Genomic DNA, 18,837 nt, shown 5'->3' on the forward strand with positions numbered 1-18,837 from the left:
AGCGGTGAAGAAAAGCTTATCTCTCGTTCTCGCATCGGGTTCTCCGAGAAGAAAAGAGCTGCTTGCTCAACTGGGTTATGATTTTGAGATCGTATTGCCTGATATTGAGGAAGCCAAACAGGCTCATGAGCAAGCACGAGATTACGTGTTGCGTCTTTCTTTGGAAAAAGCTCAGGCAGGCTTAGCGTTGGCTAAGCCTGATTCCGTTGTATTGGGCTCTGATACGGTCGTAGTATGCGATGACCGTGTGTTAGAAAAACCAAAAAGTTTTGAAGATTCAAAGCGTATGCTTACTGACTTATCGGGTCGTCGTCATCAAGTGATGACTGCGGTGAGCGTTGTATCATCGGAACAACAACATTCAGTGGTCGTTACCACTGACGTGTGGTTCAAACCACTGACTCACGAAGAAATCGAACAATATTGGCAGTCAGGAGAGCCATGCGATAAAGCTGGAAGTTATGGTATTCAGGGACTCGGAGGGCGATTTGTCACCCGAATCGAAGGCAGTTATCACGCTGTAGTAGGCTTACCTTTGTTCGAAACCGATCAGCTAATTCAAGAATTTTTATAATTGTTTTGAGGTGTGCACATGAGTGCAGAATTGCTGCTTAACGTGACCCCGAGTGAAACTCGTGTGGCCATGATTGAAGGTGGAGTACTACAAGAAATACATATCGAGCGCGAATCGCGTCGCGGCATTGTGGGCAATATATACAAAGGCAAAGTCAGCCGAGTACTGCCAGGTATGCAAGCGGCTTTCGTCGATATCGGTTTAGATAAAGCGGCGTTTTTACATGCGTCAGATATTGTCCCGCATACCGAATGTGTGGCAGAGAACGAAAAACAGCAGTTTCAAGTCCGTGATATCTCTGAGCTGGTACGTCAGGGGCAAGACATTGTTGTACAAGTGGTCAAAGATCCGCTCGGTACGAAAGGTGCGCGTTTAACGACGGATATCACCTTACCTTCGCGTTATCTTGTTTTTATGCCGGGGGCCAGTCATGTCGGTGTTTCGCAGCGTATTGAGAGTGAGAAAGAGCGCGAGCGTCTGAAAAAAGTGGTGAATCATTACTGTGATGAGCACGGTGGTTTTATCATTCGTACCGCAGCGGAAGGCGCAGATGAAAAAGAGCTTTCTCAAGACGCTGCATTTCTAAAGCGTTTGTGGCTAAAAGTCATGGAGCGTCGTTCAAAATACAAAACGCGTTCAACGCTTTACGGTGAACTTGGTTTAGCCCAGCGCATTCTGCGTGATTTTGTCGGCACAGAGCTCGATAAAATCATGGTCGACTCCCGCCTCGAATATGAAAACCTGAAAGAATTCACTTCTGAGTATGTACCTGAGTTAACAGACAAGCTTGAGCTTTACGAAGGTGACAAGCCAATCTTTGACATGTACGACACCGAGAATGAAATTCAGCGTTCTTTAGAGCGCAAGGTTGAGCTAAAGTCGGGTGGCTACTTGATCATCGATCAAACTGAAGCCATGACAACTATCGACATCAACACTGGTGCATTTGTTGGTCGTCGTAATCTTGAAGAGACCATCTTTAATACCAACATTGAGGCAACGCAAGCTATTGCTCGTCAGCTGCGTTTGCGCAATCTCGGCGGCATCATCATTATCGACTTTATCGATATGGCGTCTGAAGAGCACCGTCAGCGAGTGCTCACCTCATTGGAAACCGCACTGGCTAAAGATCGAGTAAAAACCAACATCAACGGCTTTACTCAGCTCGGCTTAGTCGAGATGACGCGTAAGCGCACACGAGAAAGTATTGAACATATCTTGTGTTCTGGCTGTCCTACTTGTGAGGGCCGTGGCAGTGTGAAAACGGTTGAAACCGTGTGCTTTGAGATATTACGCGAGATTACTCGTGTAAACCGTGCTTACGACGCCGATAATTTTGTTGTGTACGCATCGCCGTTTGTCGCTGAAGCGCTGTTGGGTGATGAGTCTCATGCATTGGCTGAGCTCGAAGTATTTATTGGCAAGCAAGTGCGAGTTCAGGCTGAGCCCCTGTACATTCAGGAACAGTTTGACGTCGTAATGATGTAATTTGGAACATTTGTGAATTCTGGTGTTAACCGTTTTGGGCGTTTTTGTGCGTGGAGTTTAGTTACTGTACTGGTGTTATTGGCCATATTAGTAACCACACTGCGCGTCACATTGCCACAACTTAACCACTTCCAAGATGAGATCAAAACCTGGGTCAAGCAGGACACAGGTTTTGACTTTTCTATCGCCAACGTCGCAGGGACGTGGCGCAATAATCACCCCTCGATCGCGCTACTCGGTTTAGAAGCGAATCTGCCGAATATTCAGGATGCACGCTTTGCCGTTGAAGAAATCCAAATTGAATTCGATCTCATTCAATCTCTTTTGCAACTCAAACCGGTGGTTGCTGACCTCACCATTCATAACCTCGCTCTGGATATTCACACCGTAGACATTCTGCCGACCTCTAGTCGTCAAGAGCAGGAGCCGAGTGTGGATAAGAGCGAAGTGAAGCTCATCGACCAACTCGACTCACTTCTTTTACGTCAGTTTGAAGACTTCACCATTACCGACTCACGGATTTGGTATAAATCGGTATCTGGTGAGACTCGCCGTTTAGATATCGAGCAGCTCCGTTGGAGCAACCAAGGCAAGCACCACTTAGCCGAAGGCACCGTGAACATTGCCGATGTTCGTCTGAATTCATTGTTAGTGAGCGCTAACTTTAAAGATCATGGTTCGCTACGTGATGTGTCTGGTGAGTTTTACGTAAGTGCCCAAGATGTCTCGGTGACGCCTTGGTTAACCACTTACATGCAAGAAGAGTCGGGTGCTGAGTCGGGTAAGGTCAGCTTAAACACTTGGCTGACGCTGAAACACAGCCAACCGAATGATGCGTATGTTGAACTGTTGCCTTCTGAGCTGGTGTGGAATGAAAACGGTCGTCATGAGCTGTTTATCGAGTCAGGTATTTTCAATCTTCGACCAGATAAACAAGGTTGGAAAGTAAACGGTCACTCACTTCGGATCCGAACCGACAACACTCCTTGGCCGGAGCTAGACGCAGCGTTTGATTGGCAACCGAATGGTTGGACGCTCAACCTTTCTCAACTCGATATCGAAGCACTTATTCCGCTCATCAAATTGGCTCCAGAGTCGGAATCGACCAGTGATCTTATCAACAAATTGGCACCGAAAGGCCGAGTTGAAGATGTTCGCTTGTCCATGAACGGTGGTTTAGACACGTTACGCTACTCCGCGGAACTGGATGAACTTGCAATGACGCAATGGGAACTGCTACCAGGATTCCATCATGTACAGGGCAGTGTATCTGGTGATTTAGATCAGGCAAAAGCGAAAGTAACCGTCATTGATGATGTATTTCCGTACGGTGATGTATTTCAAGCTCCGCTGAATATCAAACAAGGTGAAGTCGATATTATCTGGCAACAAGATGAGAGTGGCTGGCGCTTGTGGTCTGATAAAGTGACGGCCGCGACACCGGATCTTCAAGTACTAGGAGCATTCCGTCTTGATTTTCCAAAAGAACAAAGCCCATTTTTATCGTTTTATGCTGAGGCGGATCTTTATAACGCAGGTGAAACATGGCGTTACCTGCCGACTCTGGCACTTGGACAAGACTTAACGGATTACCTATCGACTGCGATTCAAGGTGGTAAAGTTAATACGGCTAAGCTGCTGTGGTATGGCGAGTTAGGGGATTTTCCTTACAAAGATCATAATGGCATGTTTCAGGCATGGGTCGGTTTAAAAGACGCGAAATTTAGCTTTGATACGGCGTGGCCAACCATCACGGATCTGCAGCTGGACTTGCTGTTTGAAAATGATGCCATGTATTTGGATTCAAAGTCCGCCACGTTAAATGGTGTCCATGCAAAGCGTATTACCGGGCGAATTCCTGAGTTGGCGGAAGGTGGACACATTGAGATTGAAGCCAAAGCGAGCGCGCCGGGCAATGAAGTTCGTGACTACATGATGGCGACGCCATTGGTGGACTCGGTCGGGGCAGCGTTGACGGCGCTGCAAGTGAGTGGTCCGGTTTACTCTGAGTTCCAGCTCAACATTCCGTTTGATTTTGAAAAAGAGTCCCGTGCTTGGGGTTATGCCGATTTAACAGAAAACCGTGTCGATATTGAAGCGCCGCCAATGACGCTGGAGAAAGCCACAGGGCGTATCCACTTCGATAATGATGTGGTCACCACATCGGGTTTGTCTGCAGAGTTGCTTACCCAGCCTATCTCCCTCGATTTTCGTGGTGAGAGTGCGGAACAGGGCTACAATGTGACGATTAACACATTAGGGGATTGGGACGTTGAGCCTCTCAAACCTTATGTTGGCGAGCGTTGGCTAAAGCTTGTTTCTGGGCATGCGCCGTGGCAAATGGACATTGACTTACAACTTAATGATGTAGGCTTCACCTATCAACTTGATGTATTGGCGCAGCTAAATCGTTTAGCGAGTCAATATCCCTATCCGCTAGCGAAACAAGTTGGCGAGTCCGGGCAAGCAAAACTGCAGGCATCCGGCAACCAAGAAAGTATTTCAGCAAGACTACAGATCCCAAATGCTAAGTATCAAACCGAGATAGATATAACTGGCGACGTACCTGTTCTGACGGCGACTCATTTAATGGTCGGCAAAGGTGGTTTCAGGATCAGCCCTATTGTCGGACACGATGCATCAGTGCGTGTCGGTGAGCTTAATTTAGACCAATGGGCAGAGCTGGTTCAGGGCTCGGAAGGTAAGCAATCCTCATCTGTTTTGGCAAGCATGAAGACGCCGAGTATTCCATTGCCGACACGGATTGATGTTGAAACGCCAAACTTGCAGCTTGGTGGGATTGAGTTTCATGATGTGGACTTCTCCGCAAGCAAAAAGAATTTGAGCTGGCAACTCGATGTGGACAGTCAAGAGGTTAAAGGTAAGGCTAACTATCTGAAACCTTATGACTTATCGGTCTCTTTGGAACACTTACACCTGTATATTCCAGGGTTTGAAGAGATGACCAAAGAGCGCAGTTCGCTCTTTGCTAGTGAGGATCAAAACGCGCCTTTGATTACCAATTTTGACCGCCAGTTTCACGCTGAGATGCCAAACTTAACTTTGAACATCGATGATTTTTGGTTGCAAGGTTACAAAGTGGGGAAGGTGAATGTTGATTTGCAGCGTCGCGAGAACCGTTTGGAGTGGAAAAATATCACCTTTAGCAGCGGCAAAAACCGTATTGATATGAGCGGTTGGTGGGATCTGACAAAAGAGAGCAGCCATTCCAACTTAACCATGAAAATGAAAGGTGATAACAACACTGACCTTATGGAGCGCTTTGGTATCACATCAGGTATTCAGCAGGCACCATTTGAGATCAACGCCAATATGGAATGGGACGGCGCGCCTTGGTCGATGAAGACACAAACCTTGCAAGGGAATGTCTCAACGGAATTTGGTAAAGGCGTGATCAGTGAAGTCAGTGGTGCGGCACGTTTGTTAGGCCTGTTCAGTTTGGATTCTATCATCCGTAAGATGCAGCTCGACTTTACCGACGTATTCGACAAAGGCATGGCGTTTAACTCGATCACAGGCACGGGCAAAATCCAAGATGGCGTATTTATCACCAACGATATCGTGATGGATGCGTTAGCAGGGGAAATGCAGATCCGCGGCATCGCCAATATGAACAGCAGAATGGTCGATGCGGAAGTGAAGTTCACCCCAGACATCACATCAGGCCTACCAATGCTGACCGCGTTTGCAGTAGCGCCACAAACCGCGTTGTATGTTTTAGCCATCTCAACAGTGATTTCTCCGGTGGTTGAGGTCTTCACTCAAGTCAATTATGAAGTGAAAGGCCCACTAGATTCACCAACGGTAAAAGAAATTTCTCGAAGTAAAGGTGAATACAAACTGCCAGAAAAGCTGCGTGAACAGGCCAAATAACTCACCGACTAAAATGGAATAGGGAGGAAACACATGGAACGTGTTGGCATTATTCAAATGACATCGGGTCCTGATATCACTGCGAATCTGGACTTTATTGAAAAACAGTGTGCTTTGGCGAGTAAGCAAGGTGCCAAGCTTGTCCTTACCCCTGAAAATACGGTGCTGTTTGCCAACCGCGAAGCGTACCATCAACATGCAGAGCCACTTGGGAGTGGCGTGATTCAACAGCGGCTCTCTGAAATCGCAAGAAAGAACCAGTTAACACTGATTGTCGGAAGCATGCCTATTCAAACCGCAAAAGGTGTCACGACCACAACACTTGTATTGCCGCCGCACGGTAAATGCATTGCTCACTATGACAAACTGCATATGTTTGATGTCGACGTAGCCGATGGTTATGGTAGTTATCGTGAGTCGGATACGTTTATGGCGGGTAATCAAATTGTAGTGGCGGAAACCGATATCGGCAGCGTTGGATTGAGCATCTGTTACGATCTTCGTTTTCCTGAGCTTTATAAAGTATTACGCCAAGAAGGCGCGGATATCATTGTGGTGCCTGCTGCGTTTACTGCTGTGACGGGGCAAGCTCACTGGGAAGTATTATTGCGAGCTAGAGCGATTGAGACACAATGTTGGATTTTGGCAAGCGGACAAACTGGAACGCATCCATGTGGACGAAAAACATGGGGACACTCGATGGTCGTTGACCCTTGGGGACGTATCCATAAGCAGCTTCAGGATGAAGTAGGCTTGTTAGTGACAGAGATAGATTTGTCACAAAGCCAACAAGTAAGGCAGAATATGCCGCTGACTCAACACAGTCGCTTTCAAAATGAATTGAGACGGAAATAAAAGAGCTAACTATGAGCACAAACCAAATAGAACAGGCACTCCTTGCCCCAAATGGTCTGACAGAACAAGACATTGCTGACACGCTTGCCAGCATTGCGACGCGCCAGATCGATTATGCGGACATTTACTTTCAGTCCAGCTGGCATGAGTCTCTGGTTCTAGAAGACAGCATCATCAAAGATGGCTCTTTTAACATTGATTGTGGTGTTGGTGTCCGCGCCGTAACTGGCGAAAAAACAGGCTTTGCCTACTCTGATCAAATCCAGCCTGAAGGCCTGAAGCAGAGTGCAATGGCGGCGCGCGGTATTGCTCAGCAAGGGCAAAATGGCAAAGTTCATGCGTTTAAACGTACGGAGAACCAAGCGTACTACGCGGCTGTGAATCCACTAGCTGAATGGGAAAAGCAGCAAAAAACAGAATTACTTAAGTCTCTAGATGCTTACATCCGCACTAAAGAACCATTGATTAAAGAAGTCTCGATCAGCATCAGCGGTGTGCATGAGCAGATGCTTGTTGCGGCAACAGACGGTACTTATGCAGGCGATATTCGTCCTTTGGTACGTTTGTCTATTAGCGTGCTCGCTCAAAAAGGTGAACGACGTGAACGAGGTAGCGCTGGTGGCGGTGGCCGTTTTGGTTACGATTTCTTTTTAACGGAAAGCAATGGTGTGAAACAAGCTTTCCATTATGCAGACGAAGCGATTCGCATGGCGTTGGTTAACCTTGAAGCAGAAGCCGCGCCAGCAGGCATGATGCCAGTGGTATTGGGCTCAGGTTGGCCAGGCGTATTGCTACATGAGGCGGTAGGTCATGGCTTAGAAGGTGACTTTAACCGTAAGGAATCTTCGGTTTTCTCTGGCAAAATGGGTCAACAAGTGACGTCTTCACTGTGTACCATCGTCGATGACGGCACGTTAAAAGACCTTCGTGGTTCACTCAATGTGGATGATGAAGGGGTGAATGGCCAGTACAACACGCTTATCGAAAATGGTGTGCTGAAAGGTTACATGCAAGACAAGCTAAACGCGCGGTTAATGGGTGTGAACCCAACAGGTAACGGTCGTCGTGAGTCGTATGCACATTTGCCGATGCCGCGTATGACCAACACCTACATGCTTCCAGGTGAACATACGCCAGAAGAAATCATCTCGACGGTAGAGAAAGGGTTGTATGCGCCAAACTTTGGTGGCGGTCAGGTGGACATTACTTCGGGTAAGTTTGTATTCTCCGCATCGGAAGCGTACTTGATTGAAAACGGTAAAATTACGCGCCCTGTTAAAGGTGCGACGTTGATTGGCTCAGGTATCGAAGCCATGCAGCAAGTCTCTATGGTCGGCAACGACCTAAGTATCGACAAGGGCGTTGGCGTATGTGGTAAAGCAGGTCAAAGTGTGCCAGTAGGCGTTGGTCAGCCAACGTTGAAGCTTGATTCACTGACTGTTGGTGGCACCGAGTAAATCACTCGAACCTTGATAAAAGAGCGCTCATTGGAGCGCTCTTTTACTTTGTGCGTGAATCGATGTGGGTTAGAGGTTTTCTTCTGCAAATTCCGCCAAGCGGCTACGAACCACGCCGTTGAGGTGAATGTTCGCACTGCCTTCAAAGTTCTTGAAGCGTTCAACCATGTAGGTCAAACCAGAGGTCACAGGGGTGAGGTAATGGGAGTCAATCTGCGCCAAGTTACCGGAGCAGACGATTTTAGTTCCTTCACCGCAGCGGGTGATGATGGTTTTGATTTGTGATGCTGTGAGGTTTTGACACTCATCAAGCAACACAAACGCATTTTGAATCGAACGGCCACGCATAAAGTTGATCGACTTAAACTGAATATTGGCTTTATCGCAGATGTATTTCAACGAGCCTTCGGTGCAGTGATCGTGCTTATGCAGCGCCTCCAAAGTATCGGTTACCGCCGCCAACCAAGGCATCATTTTTTCCTCTTCTGAGCCTGGTAAGAAGCCAATCGACTCACCAATGTCTGGCGTGTTACGCGTCACGATAATTTTATCAAACATGCCTTTTTCAATAGTTTGCTCGAGCGCAGCTGCCATGGCTAATAGCGTTTTACCACTACCAGCGGCACCGGTTAAAATCACCAGGTCAATATCCGGGTCAAGTAAGGCATCCAACGCCATTCCTTGGTAGATATTTTTTGGTGTGATGTCCCAAGCCTTACGGTGCATCATGCGTTCGCGGCTCAGGTCGAGTAGCGTTAATTTGTCTTCATTGATGGTTTCTACGCGGCCAGCAAAGTCGCTGTCTTCATCAATCACATATTGGTTAATAAAGGTTGGTTCAAAAGGTTCACGACTGAGCTTGTGATAGGTTTTTCCGCCCAGCGCATAACTTTCTACTTCCTCAATATCACTCCAGAAGTCCCCCTCACGCAGTTGAAAACCTTTGGTGAGGTATTGAATGTCGTCAATCAGTTGATCGGTTCGGTAGTCTTCAACAAAACGTACGCCAGCGCCTTTGGCGCGCAGACGCATGTTAATGTCTTTCGTGATCAGTACCACTTCACGTGGTGCTCGTTTGTTTTGCAGATAAAGCACCGCATTGAGTATGCGGTTGTCACCGGCTTTGTCGGCGAAGGCTTTGACGGTTTCCTGCAGTTCAAAATCCGCCAAAATGGAAATGGTGCCTTGGTCGGGGCTGTCTTTAGAAACAGGAATACCTTCAGAAATTTCATCGGGCGTTGCTTCTTTAAACAAATCTTCCAAAGCGCGAATAGCCACGCGAGCGTCTCTTGCGACATCGCGTTTGCTGTCTTTGATTCGGTCGAGTTCTTCCAACACGGTCATGGGGATAACGACATCGTGTTCTTGGAAAGAGAAGATGGCAAAGGGTTCATGAAGAAGAATGTTGGTATCAAGTACAAACAGTTTCCGATCGGTATCGCCCATAGCGTCTCCTTGCCGTAATACGGCTCTGCATGCGAGTGGTTAGGTCGTTCTCAAATAGGTGTGAAGCGGCCTAACTCTGATTGCTTGCAATAGAGGTTGTCGGGCTGATGTCGGTTAGTGTGCAACCGAGTAGCAAGACAACTTACTGCAAACCCGTGTTGATCCTAATCGTGTACTAACGCGCTTAAATCATATGCAATGGTTTTAAACGCCCCTCACTAGAAGTATACGTAATATTTACGTTCTACAACTTAATAATTGGCATGAGTATTTTACAATTTGATTGCATTTATAGTTTGGGAAAAAAAGTTTCCGCTTGATGCGGTTTCGGCGTGACCTAAATCACAGCTTCAAGTAAGATTAGCGACCTTTTTCTGCGTATAGGCTACGTCCGATTTATCATGTTGAGCTGGCTTAAAAATACTCAGTTCATACTGGAATGACGAATGCTATCGGCATAGCAGAAGCCAGAATCAGATCTAAACTATTATCCATGCCTACGGGCATGAGTAGACCAACAAGAAACACGAATCAAGAACTAATAACGAGGTAGTCAATTCATGACATTTGCTTTGGGGCAGCGCTGGATTAGCGATACGGAAAGCGATTTAGGTTTAGGTACCGTTGTAGCAATGGATGCTCGTACTGTGACATTGATGTTTGCAGCGTCAGAGGAAAACCGAGTTTACGCACGTAACGATGCACCTGTTACCCGAGTCACCTTTAACGTTGGTGATGTCATCGACTGCCAAGAAGGTTGGTCTCTAAAAGTTGAAGAAGTACTGGAAGATGAAGGTCTATACACCTATTTCGGTACTCGTGAAGACACGCAAGAAACCGCCGTTGTTCTGCGTGAGATTTTCCTTAGTAACCAAATTCGTTTTAATAAACCTCAAGATAAGTTGTACGCCGGTCAAATCGATCGCATGGACAACTTTGTTCTGCGTTACCGTGCGCTAACCAACCAGTTTGAGCAGCATAAGAGCCCAATGCGTGGCCTATGTGGTATGCGTGCAGGTTTGATCCCTCATCAGCTTTACATCGCGCACGAAGTTGGCCGTCGCCACGCGCCACGCGTATTACTGGCGGATGAAGTGGGTTTGGGTAAAACCATCGAAGCGGGCATGATCATCCACCAGCAAGTGCTGTCTGGCCGTGCAGAACGTATTTTGATTGTGGTACCTGAAACACTGCAACATCAATGGCTGGTTGAGATGATGCGTCGTTTCAACCTGCATTTCTCTATCTTTGACGAAGAGCGCTGTATCGAAGCATTCGCGGATGCAGAAAACCCATTTGATACCCAGCAATACGTGCTGTGTTCTTTAGACTTCCTACGCAAGAGCCGCAAGCGTTTTGAACAAGCACTGGAAGGCGAATGGGACCTACTGGTTGTCGATGAAGCGCATCACCTTGAGTGGAGCCAAGATAAACCGAGCCGTGAATACCAAGTAGTGGAAGGCTTGGCTGAACGCACTCCGGGCGTACTGCTACTGACGGCAACGCCAGAACAGCTTGGTCGTGAGAGCCACTTTGCTCGTCTGCGTTTGCTGGATCCTGACCGTTTCTACGATTATGAAGCGTTTGTCGAGGAAGAAGAGCAATACGCACCTGTAGCGGATGCGATTACTTCACTTTTCTCTGGTGAAAAACTGCCTGATGAAGCGAAAAACCAGATTACTGAGTTGTTGTCTGAACAAGACGTAGAACCACTTTTCCGCATTATCGAAAGTGAAGCGGACGAAGAAGCGAAAGCGTCAGCGCGCCGAGAGTTGATCGACAACTTGATGGATCGTCACGGTACGGGACGAGTTCTGTTCCGTAACACACGTGCGGCTATCAAAGGGTTCCCTGCACGTAACGTGCACCTGATGCCAATGGATATTCCACCGCAATACACCACGTCAATGCGTGTTGCTGGGATGATCGGCGGTAAGATGAGTTCGGAAGCACGTGCAATGAAGAACCTTTACCCAGAAGAGATCTTCCAAGAATTTGAAGGCGATGATGCAAGCTGGTGGCAGTTTGACTCGCGCGTGAATTGGTTACTTGAAAAGGTAAAAGAGAAGCGCAGCGAGAAAATTCTGGTGATTGCCTCTCGTGCAAGTACGGCTCTGCAATTGGAGCAAGCGCTGCGTGAGCGTGAAGGCATTCGTGCGACCGTCTTCCATGAAGGTATGTCGATCCTTGAGCGTGACAAAGCAGCCGCTTACTTTGCGCAAGAAGAAGGTGGTGCACAGGTTCTTATCTGTAGTGAAATCGGCTCTGAAGGCCGTAACTTCCAGTTTGCCAACCAATTAGTCATGTTTGACTTGCCGTTCAACCCTGACTTGCTTGAGCAACGTATCGGTCGTTTGGACCGTATCGGCCAGAACCGCGACATCGACATTCATGTTCCTTACCTGAAAGGTACCTCGCAAGCCATTCTTGCTCGCTGGTTTGATGAAGGTTTAAACGCTTTTGCAGAAACTTGCCCAACAGGCCGTGCCGTTTACGATAAGTACTCTGATGATCTGATTGAAATCCTTGCTTCTGGTGACACCAGCACGCTAGATGAGATCATTGAAGCGTCAGCAAAAATGAATAAAGAGCTGAAATCCCAATTGGAGCAAGGCCGTGATCGCCTGTTAGAAATGCATTCAAATGGCGGGGAAAAAGCACAACAAATCGTTGAGAAAATTGAATCAACCGACGGTGATACCAATTTGGTCACCTTCGCACTTTCTCTTTTCGATACGATTGGTTTGAACCAAGACGATAAAGGTGAAAACGCACTGATTGTGACCCCATCTGAGCACATGATGGTACCAAGCTACCCAGGTCTGCCATACGAAGGAGCGACGATCACGTTTGATCGTGATACGGCTTTATCTCGTGAAGATATGCACTTTATCAGTTGGGAGCACCCAATGATCCAGGGTGGTATCGATCTTCTGATGAGTGAAGGGGTGGGGACGTCTGCGGTATCTCTACTGAAAAACAAAGCGTTACCAGTCGGGACCATTCTTCTTGAGTTGATTTACGCGGTAGATGCGCAAGCGCCAAAACGCAGTGGTATCGCGCGCTTCTTACCGAAAACGCCAATCCGTTTGATGATGGACTCGCGTGGCAATGACTTGTCTGCTCAAGTGGAATTTGAAAGCTTTAACCGCCAGCTCAGCCCTGTAAACCGTCACTTAGGCAGCAAGTTGGTCACGTCGGTACAGAAAGACGTACACCGCTTAATTGAAGCGGGGGATAGTCTTATCGAAGCGAAGGTTGAGGAAGTACGCAAGCAAGCTCATCAAGATATGCAGCATAGCTTGAATGCAGAACTTGAGCGTTTGCAAGCACTGAAAGCGGTAAACCCAAATATTCGTGACGAAGAAATTGAAGCCATTGATGCACAAATTAAGGAACTCACTGGTTACATCAACCAAGCTCAAGTGCAGCTCGACTCGCTACGTTTGATTGTGGTAAGCCACAACTAAGTAAGTTTTTATTGCTCATTAAAAAAGGTCTTCAGTTGAAGACCTTTTTCTTTATTTGCGGTTTAGTTTCTTTATGCAGAATGCATTACTCACTCATCGCTAACTCATTTACATCAACCATTTCCACCAGATAAATACAGCCAAGAAGCCAAACAAGTAAATCAGGCCTGCAATCGACAACCACTTCAATTTAGGTCCAACAGCCAAAGGTTCAGGTAACTCGGTTTTGCTCACTAATGTGTAATTTAGCAGAGCAAAGAATGGCGTGGTCATAAAGGCGAGGATCATCGCAAAGTTCAGCATAGGCAATAACGCAGAAGCCCAGAAAACCACAATACCCAATGCAAGTAAGGAGACTACCAGCATGATCGCTGAAGTGGTTTTAGGGTTAGTGTCTGGTTGCGAGCGCAGTAGGCGTTGAGAATCCGAAATAACGCGCGAGTAGCCATCAATAACGGTAATCGTGCTGCCAAAGATACAGAAAAACGCAATTACCGCGATTAAGTAACGAGACCATTCGCCAATTGTTGCCGCATATAAGCCAACCAATTGGTGGGAGAAGCCAACGCCTGAGTTTTCAAGTGCAACGCCAGAACCATAGAGCATCAAAGAACCTAACGATACAAAGATAATGGCAAGAAAAGCCGTGCCAATATAACCGACATTAAAGTCAAATAGAGCAGAGCGGTATGTTACTTCTTGCTGGCTTGATTGGCGTTTTAGCCATGCAGAGGTTAAACAGGAGATCTCTATCGGTGCTGGCATCCAGCCCATTGTTACGACGATAAAGCCAATTGCCGCAATCGACCAAGGTGACGGTGGCTCGAAGTTGGCCACTTGCTCAACAGGGTTACCAAAGGCGATAGAAACGGCAAGTAAAGTCGCGATGGTTAACACCGACATGATCACCTTAGATAGCGTATCGAGCGCTTTGTAATGGCCAGCAAATAATATGATCAGGCAGGTGACAATCACAATGATACTGAGTGATGCCATTGATAGTGAAAACGGAATGAAGTAGCCCAGCAAGCTAGCACTAAACATCAACAAAGCGGCGGTATTGATTACGGCTGAGACCACGCTCAGAAATAGAAATAGCCATAGATAAGGCCGACCTAATTTCGCGTAGCCCTCAACCAAGGTGAGCCCTGTCCCCATGGTGTACTGTACGCCCGCTCGGAAAAAAGGGTATTTAAACAGGTTTACGAGCAGAATCAGTGCAGCCAATTGCCCGCCATAAATCGCACCAGCTTTGGTTGATGCGACGAGGTGAGAGCCACCGACCGCAGCAGATGCCATTAATATGCCGGGGCCTAGCGAACGAAAAAATAAGGAAAGTTTGGATTGGGGTTTATCTATAACGGCGGAGTCCATTGCTTATTGTCCTTTTTATCTTATGTATCTTTCTAAAGAGATACATACCGCAGTACATGACAAGCTGAGCGCTCGCCCTATACTGCGCAACGGTAATATCTTTTAAATGCTGTGTTTTGATGTATTTATTTTAAGTATTCTTTGCGAATATCATGCTGTGTGCATCTAGCACTCTATTCAGTTATGCGTCTTGTTGTCAAACTAAATTTACAACGTGCTATTTTTAGTTTTTATGCTAAAGGATTGACTTTGTTTTATTGGTTTGAACTTTTCTTCAGCACCCTGCATTTGGGTGCTATTTGGGTATATAATCGCGGCGTTTTTATTTTGTAGAGATCTCCCATGGCAATGCTTGAATATACCCCTCCCACCGATCCTTGGGTCGATATCGTTTTTGAGGATGACGACATTCTGGCAGTGAATAAGCCATCAGGATTGCTGTCTGTTCCTGGTCGACTTGCAGAGCATTACGACAGCATGTGGAGCCGCCTCAAGGAAGTGCATCCAGAAATCCAAGTAGTGCATCGCTTGGATATGTCGACATCAGGGTTGATGCTGCTGGCGAAAAACAAACCTTCGGAGCGAGCATTAAAAAAGCAGTTCCAATATCGTCTAACCCACAAGGTGTATTACGCACGTGTTTGGGGGCATGTCGAGCCGCAAGAAGGGAATATTGACCTTCCATTAATTTGTGATTGGCCAAACCGTCCGCGACAAAAAGTATGCTTCGACGACGGCAAGCCATCTCAAACTTTATTCCAAGTGGTGAAGCGTGAAGTGCACCCTGATGGCACCCATACGACCGTTGTGCGACTACTGCCCATTACTGGTCGATCGCATCAGTTACGCGTGCATTTGATGGCGATTGGTCATGCGATTATTGGTGATGAGTTTTATGCAACTGAAGAGGCGTATCAGTTTTCAGAACGTTTAGAGCTGCACGCTGCGGAGCTAAGTTTTTATCACCCAGCCACGGATCAGCTGAGTAGTATTTTTGTACCTTGTGACTTTTATCCTGAAGCCGAGGCGGCGATCTTTAACTATTTTTCGCCAGAACGTACATTGCCTGATTATAAAACGTTGCCACACCCTTAATGCCAACCGCAGTCAACAACGGTTCTTTCTAGTTCGCTATTTCGTTACTGTGGTTGATGTATCCTGTCTTTCAGCCGTGAACAAGGAGTTGTTATGTCTTTGCCGACCATCGTATTTTTGGACCGAGCGACCATCCCAGAACACATTGAGATCCCACGACCTAGCTTTCAGCACCACTGGCGTGAGTACGACTTAACCGCGCCAGAGCAGGTAATAGAAAGGTTAGCAGATGCAGATATCGTGATTAGCAATAAAGTCCTGCTTGACCAAAATGTATTAGAGCAACTACCACAATTGCGGATGATCGCGGTTGCCGCGACTGGTTTTAACAACGTCGATGTGGACTACTGTGCTAAGCATGATATTGCGGTTGCCAATGTACGTGGTTACGCGACGCGTTCGGTGCCTGAGCACGTGATTGCGATGCTGTTTGCTTTACGCCGAAATTTATTTGGTTACCATCAAGATATTGCCGCTGGCGAATGGCAGCGTAATAAGCAGTTCTGCTTTTTTACGCACCCAATCGGGGATATAGGTGGTAGCACACTAGGTGTTATTGGCAGCGGCGCTTTAGGGCAAGCGACAGCACAGTTAGCTAATGCGCTAGGCATGCAGGTGATCTTTGCTGAGCGTAAAGGTGCACCGGAATGTCGACCTGGTTATGTACCGCTTGAGGAAGTGTTGAAACGTTCTGATGCGTTGACTTTGCATTGCCCGCTCAACGATCATACTCAGAATTTGATTGGTCAAGCAGAGTTGCAACAAATGAAGCCCAACGCCATTCTAATTAATACGGGGCGTGGAGGCTTGGTGAATGAGGACGCGCTGGTGGATGCCCTAAAACAGGGAGAAATCGCTGCGGCTGGTTTTGATGTTTTTACACAAGAACCAGCTGATGAGAGCAATCCGCTGATTGCCAATATGGGTTTACCTAATTTGTTACTTACACCGCATGTTGCATGGGGCAGCGACTCATCGATTCAACGTTTAGTGGAAATCTTGATTGAGAACATTAACGCTTTCGAGCGCGGAGAGCGTATTAATCGCTTGGTGTAACGCTGACATTTAAGTAAAAGATAAAAAAGCAGACATCATGTCTGCTTTTTTCGTTAATTGAATGCTCGTTGGAATCGAACCGTCTAATTAAAACTCTTCTTCGTTCAGACCTTTTAGGATCTGGAAGATTTCGCGGTACGCTTTTGCTGGTTTCCCAGCCTTTTTCTCTTTCGCTGCTTGGCGAGCCAATTGGCGTAGACGCTGACGATCCGCCTCTGGGTACATTTCCATTACGTCATCAATGGCTTTGTCGCCTTCTTCTACCACGCGATCACGCAGAGCTTCAAGCTTGTGGAATACCGCCGTTAATTGAGAGTGCTTGTTACGAATCTTATCCAATGCCGCTTGGATTGGCTCTGGATCTTCATAACGCATCAACTTACCAATACGTTGTAATTGGCGACGACGTGCTTCGTTTTTAAAGCGTTGTGCGTCTGCAATTGCTTCTCGCAGGTCTTCGCTCAATGGAAACTTTTCTAGAACTGCAGGTTTGAGGCCGACAAGCTCCTCACCTAGCTTTTGCAGTTCTTCCATGTCTCGCTTCATCTCGGATTTGCTTACCCAGATGATCTCTTCTTCTGGTTCCCATGGCGCTTTTTGATTCTTACGTGCCATTTCAGTTGCCTGTGTTTTGATTAATATTATGACTATTTTAACAAGAATCGTGGGGAGAAAGCGAAATTCTTGTTATCCTATTGTTCATCAAAGACAAGATGTGAAAGACAATGGATATTAAACAGCAGGTTGCTGAGCAACGTACCGAGCTAGAGCAAGCCGTCGCAAGAGCCTTAAAGCTTGCATCGGCAAAATCTGACGCCGCCGAAGTCGCAATTACCAAAAGCACTGGTTTAAGTGTATCTACTCGCATGGGCGAGGTAGAAAATGTCGAGTTCAACAGCGATGGTGCGCTGGGCATTACCGTTTACCGAGGTCAACGTAAAGGCAGTGCTTCCACGTCTGATTTAAGTGAAGCTGCTATCGAGCAAACCGTTATTGCGGCGCTGGATATTGCGCATTACACATCTGAAGATCCATTCGCAGGGCCCGCTGCCAAAGAATACATGGTGCAAGAGATCCCTGAGCTTGATCTTTTCCACCCAGACGCACCAGATCCTGACTATGCTGCCAATGTGGCGATTGCCGCAGAAAAAGAAGCGTTAAGTTATGACAGTGCAATCAAGCAAAGTGATGGCGCGAGTTATGATAGCCACTACGGTGTAAAAGTGTATGGTAACAGCCATGGCTTATTAGCAAGCTATGCGTCTAGCCGCCACAGTACCAGCTGTTGTGTGATTGGCGTTGGTCAAAATGGCGAAATGGAGCGTGATTACAGCTACACTGTGGCACGTCATCGCGATGACTTATGGACACCAGAAACAGTGGGTCGTAAGGCGGCAGAGAATACGATTAACCGCTTAGATGCGCAGCGCCTAAAGACAGGTAAATACCCAATCATGTTTGCCGCTGATGTTGCAACTGGCTTGATTGGTCACCTTGTGATGGCGATCAGCGGTGGTAACCTGTACCGTAAATCTTCTTTTCTACTTGATCACCTTGGTAAGCAAGTGCTTCCTGAGTGGTTCAATATCTCGGAACGTCCACATGTATTACGTGGTTTGGCGTCAAGCCCATTCGATAGCGAAGGCGTATATACTCAAGACCGTGAGATCATTACTGACGGTGTGCTAGCAACTTATCTGTTAACCAGTTATGCCGCACGTAAAATGAAGATGGCGCCGACAGGTCACGCTGGTGGGATTCATAACTGGTACGTGAAGTCGACAGGCCAAAACTTCGAACAAATGCTCAAAGAGCTCGGTACTGGTCTTCTAGTGACAGAAGTGATGGGACAAGGCGTGAACGTGGTAACAGGTGATTACTCTCGCGGTGCTGCAGGCTTCTGGGTTGAGAACGGTGAAATCCAATACCCAGTATCGGAAATTACCATCGCTGGTAATCTGAAGGACATGTTCAATAAGATTGTTGCCGTAGGTAGCGACGTTGAAACGCGCTCGCAAATTCAAACGGGTTCAATCTTACTGGATGCGATGAAAGTTGCGGGTGAGTAAGATTTCCTAATTCAGAATTAAAAAAGCCTGATGTGTTCATCAGGCTTTTTAGTTTTTGC

Annotated in this window: 12 protein-coding genes; 9 read left to right on the top strand and 3 right to left on the bottom strand. The window is 47.0% G+C overall.

From position 1 onward, the window contains the following. Positions 1 to 4: 4 nt before the first annotated feature. From ACZ5ZC_RS19195 to tldD, 5 genes are read left to right on the top strand one after another with little or no spacing between them, the layout of a single operon-like run. The gene (locus ACZ5ZC_RS19195) at positions 5 to 574 is read left to right on the top strand and encodes a Maf family protein (protein WP_005381139.1); all 570 of its coding nucleotides are present in this window, start codon (positions 5 to 7) and stop codon (positions 572 to 574) included. 18 nt (positions 575 to 592) lie between these two features. Beyond that, positions 593 to 2,062: a ribonuclease G gene (gene rng / locus ACZ5ZC_RS19200; protein WP_005381138.1), complete on the top strand. Its 1,470-nt coding sequence runs from the start codon at positions 593 to 595 to the stop codon at positions 2,060 to 2,062. A gap of 12 nt (positions 2,063 to 2,074) precedes the next feature. After that, positions 2,075 to 5,956 carry a YhdP family protein gene (locus ACZ5ZC_RS19205; RefSeq protein WP_104974769.1) on the top strand — a complete coding sequence of 1,294 codons (3,882 nt, stop codon included), beginning with the start codon at positions 2,075 to 2,077 and terminating at the stop codon, positions 5,954 to 5,956. A gap of 33 nt (positions 5,957 to 5,989) precedes the next feature. Continuing rightward, positions 5,990 to 6,811: a carbon-nitrogen hydrolase family protein gene (locus tag ACZ5ZC_RS19210; protein WP_085344285.1), complete on the top strand. Its 822-nt coding sequence runs from the start codon at positions 5,990 to 5,992 to the stop codon at positions 6,809 to 6,811. An 11-nt stretch (positions 6,812 to 6,822) separates the two neighbouring features. Further along, positions 6,823 to 8,268: a metalloprotease TldD gene (gene tldD / locus ACZ5ZC_RS19215; RefSeq protein WP_047009150.1), complete on the top strand. Its 1,446-nt coding sequence runs from the start codon at positions 6,823 to 6,825 to the stop codon at positions 8,266 to 8,268. 69 nt (positions 8,269 to 8,337) lie between these two features. Here tldD and ACZ5ZC_RS19220 read toward each other — a convergent pair whose 3' ends face one another. Then, positions 8,338 to 9,714 carry a PhoH family protein gene (locus ACZ5ZC_RS19220; RefSeq protein ID WP_006742346.1) on the bottom strand — a complete coding sequence of 459 codons (1,377 nt, stop codon included), beginning with the start codon at positions 9,712 to 9,714 and terminating at the stop codon, positions 8,338 to 8,340. A gap of 560 nt (positions 9,715 to 10,274) precedes the next feature. On the opposite strand from ACZ5ZC_RS19220, the gene rapA reads away from it, so the two are divergent. Continuing rightward, positions 10,275 to 13,184, top strand: coding sequence for an RNA polymerase-associated protein RapA (gene rapA / locus ACZ5ZC_RS19225; protein WP_301578632.1), 2,910 nt, complete (start codon positions 10,275 to 10,277; stop codon positions 13,182 to 13,184). Between the two features lie 108 nt (positions 13,185 to 13,292). Here rapA and ACZ5ZC_RS19230 read toward each other — a convergent pair whose 3' ends face one another. Then, a complete protein-coding gene (locus tag ACZ5ZC_RS19230) occupies positions 13,293 to 14,558 on the bottom strand; it encodes an NRAMP family divalent metal transporter (RefSeq protein ID WP_301578633.1) in 1,266 nt (421 codons plus the stop codon). Positions 14,559 to 14,900: 342 nt separating this feature from the next. Here ACZ5ZC_RS19230 and ACZ5ZC_RS19235 point away from each other — a divergent pair, with 342 nt between their 5' ends. Beyond that, complete coding sequence (locus ACZ5ZC_RS19235) at positions 14,901 to 15,653, top strand: pseudouridine synthase (protein ID WP_243328137.1); 753 nt, start codon at positions 14,901 to 14,903, stop codon at positions 15,651 to 15,653. Positions 15,654 to 15,746: 93 nt separating this feature from the next. Further along, on the top strand, positions 15,747 to 16,709 hold the full coding sequence (locus tag ACZ5ZC_RS19240) for a D-2-hydroxyacid dehydrogenase (RefSeq protein WP_395195821.1): 963 nt from the start codon (positions 15,747 to 15,749) through the stop codon (positions 16,707 to 16,709). An 87-nt stretch (positions 16,710 to 16,796) separates the two neighbouring features. Here ACZ5ZC_RS19240 and yjgA read toward each other — a convergent pair whose 3' ends face one another. Continuing rightward, positions 16,797 to 17,324 (bottom strand): ribosome biogenesis factor YjgA, encoded by a 528-nt coding sequence (gene yjgA, locus ACZ5ZC_RS19245; RefSeq protein ID WP_005396253.1) that lies wholly within the window; start codon positions 17,322 to 17,324, stop codon positions 16,797 to 16,799. A 110-nt stretch (positions 17,325 to 17,434) separates the two neighbouring features. On the opposite strand from yjgA, the gene pmbA reads away from it, so the two are divergent. Next, positions 17,435 to 18,778, top strand: a complete 1,344-nt coding sequence (gene pmbA, locus ACZ5ZC_RS19250) for a metalloprotease PmbA (RefSeq protein ID WP_054868193.1) — start codon at positions 17,435 to 17,437, stop codon at positions 18,776 to 18,778. The last annotated feature ends 59 nt before the right edge of the window (positions 18,779 to 18,837 follow it).

Source organism: Vibrio sp. JCM 18905 (assembly GCF_055393305.1).

Coding starts and splice junctions, on each gene's coding strand:
- rng (WP_005381138.1), top strand. CDS start 593: ATGAGTGCAGAATTGCTGCTTAACGTGACCCCGAGTGAAACTCGTGTG.
- ACZ5ZC_RS19210 (WP_085344285.1), top strand. CDS start 5,990: ATGGAACGTGTTGGCATTATTCAAATGACATCGGGTCCTGATATCACT.
- tldD (WP_047009150.1), top strand. CDS start 6,823: ATGAGCACAAACCAAATAGAACAGGCACTCCTTGCCCCAAATGGTCTG.
- ACZ5ZC_RS19220 (WP_006742346.1), bottom strand. CDS start 9,714: ATGGGCGATACCGATCGGAAACTGTTTGTACTTGATACCAACATTCTT.
- rapA (WP_301578632.1), top strand. CDS start 10,275: ATGACATTTGCTTTGGGGCAGCGCTGGATTAGCGATACGGAAAGCGAT.
- ACZ5ZC_RS19230 (WP_301578633.1), bottom strand. CDS start 14,558: ATGGACTCCGCCGTTATAGATAAACCCCAATCCAAACTTTCCTTATTT.
- ACZ5ZC_RS19235 (WP_243328137.1), top strand. CDS start 14,901: ATGGCAATGCTTGAATATACCCCTCCCACCGATCCTTGGGTCGATATC.
- ACZ5ZC_RS19240 (WP_395195821.1), top strand. CDS start 15,747: ATGTCTTTGCCGACCATCGTATTTTTGGACCGAGCGACCATCCCAGAA.
- yjgA (WP_005396253.1), bottom strand. CDS start 17,324: ATGGCACGTAAGAATCAAAAAGCGCCATGGGAACCAGAAGAAGAGATC.
- pmbA (WP_054868193.1), top strand. CDS start 17,435: ATGGATATTAAACAGCAGGTTGCTGAGCAACGTACCGAGCTAGAGCAA.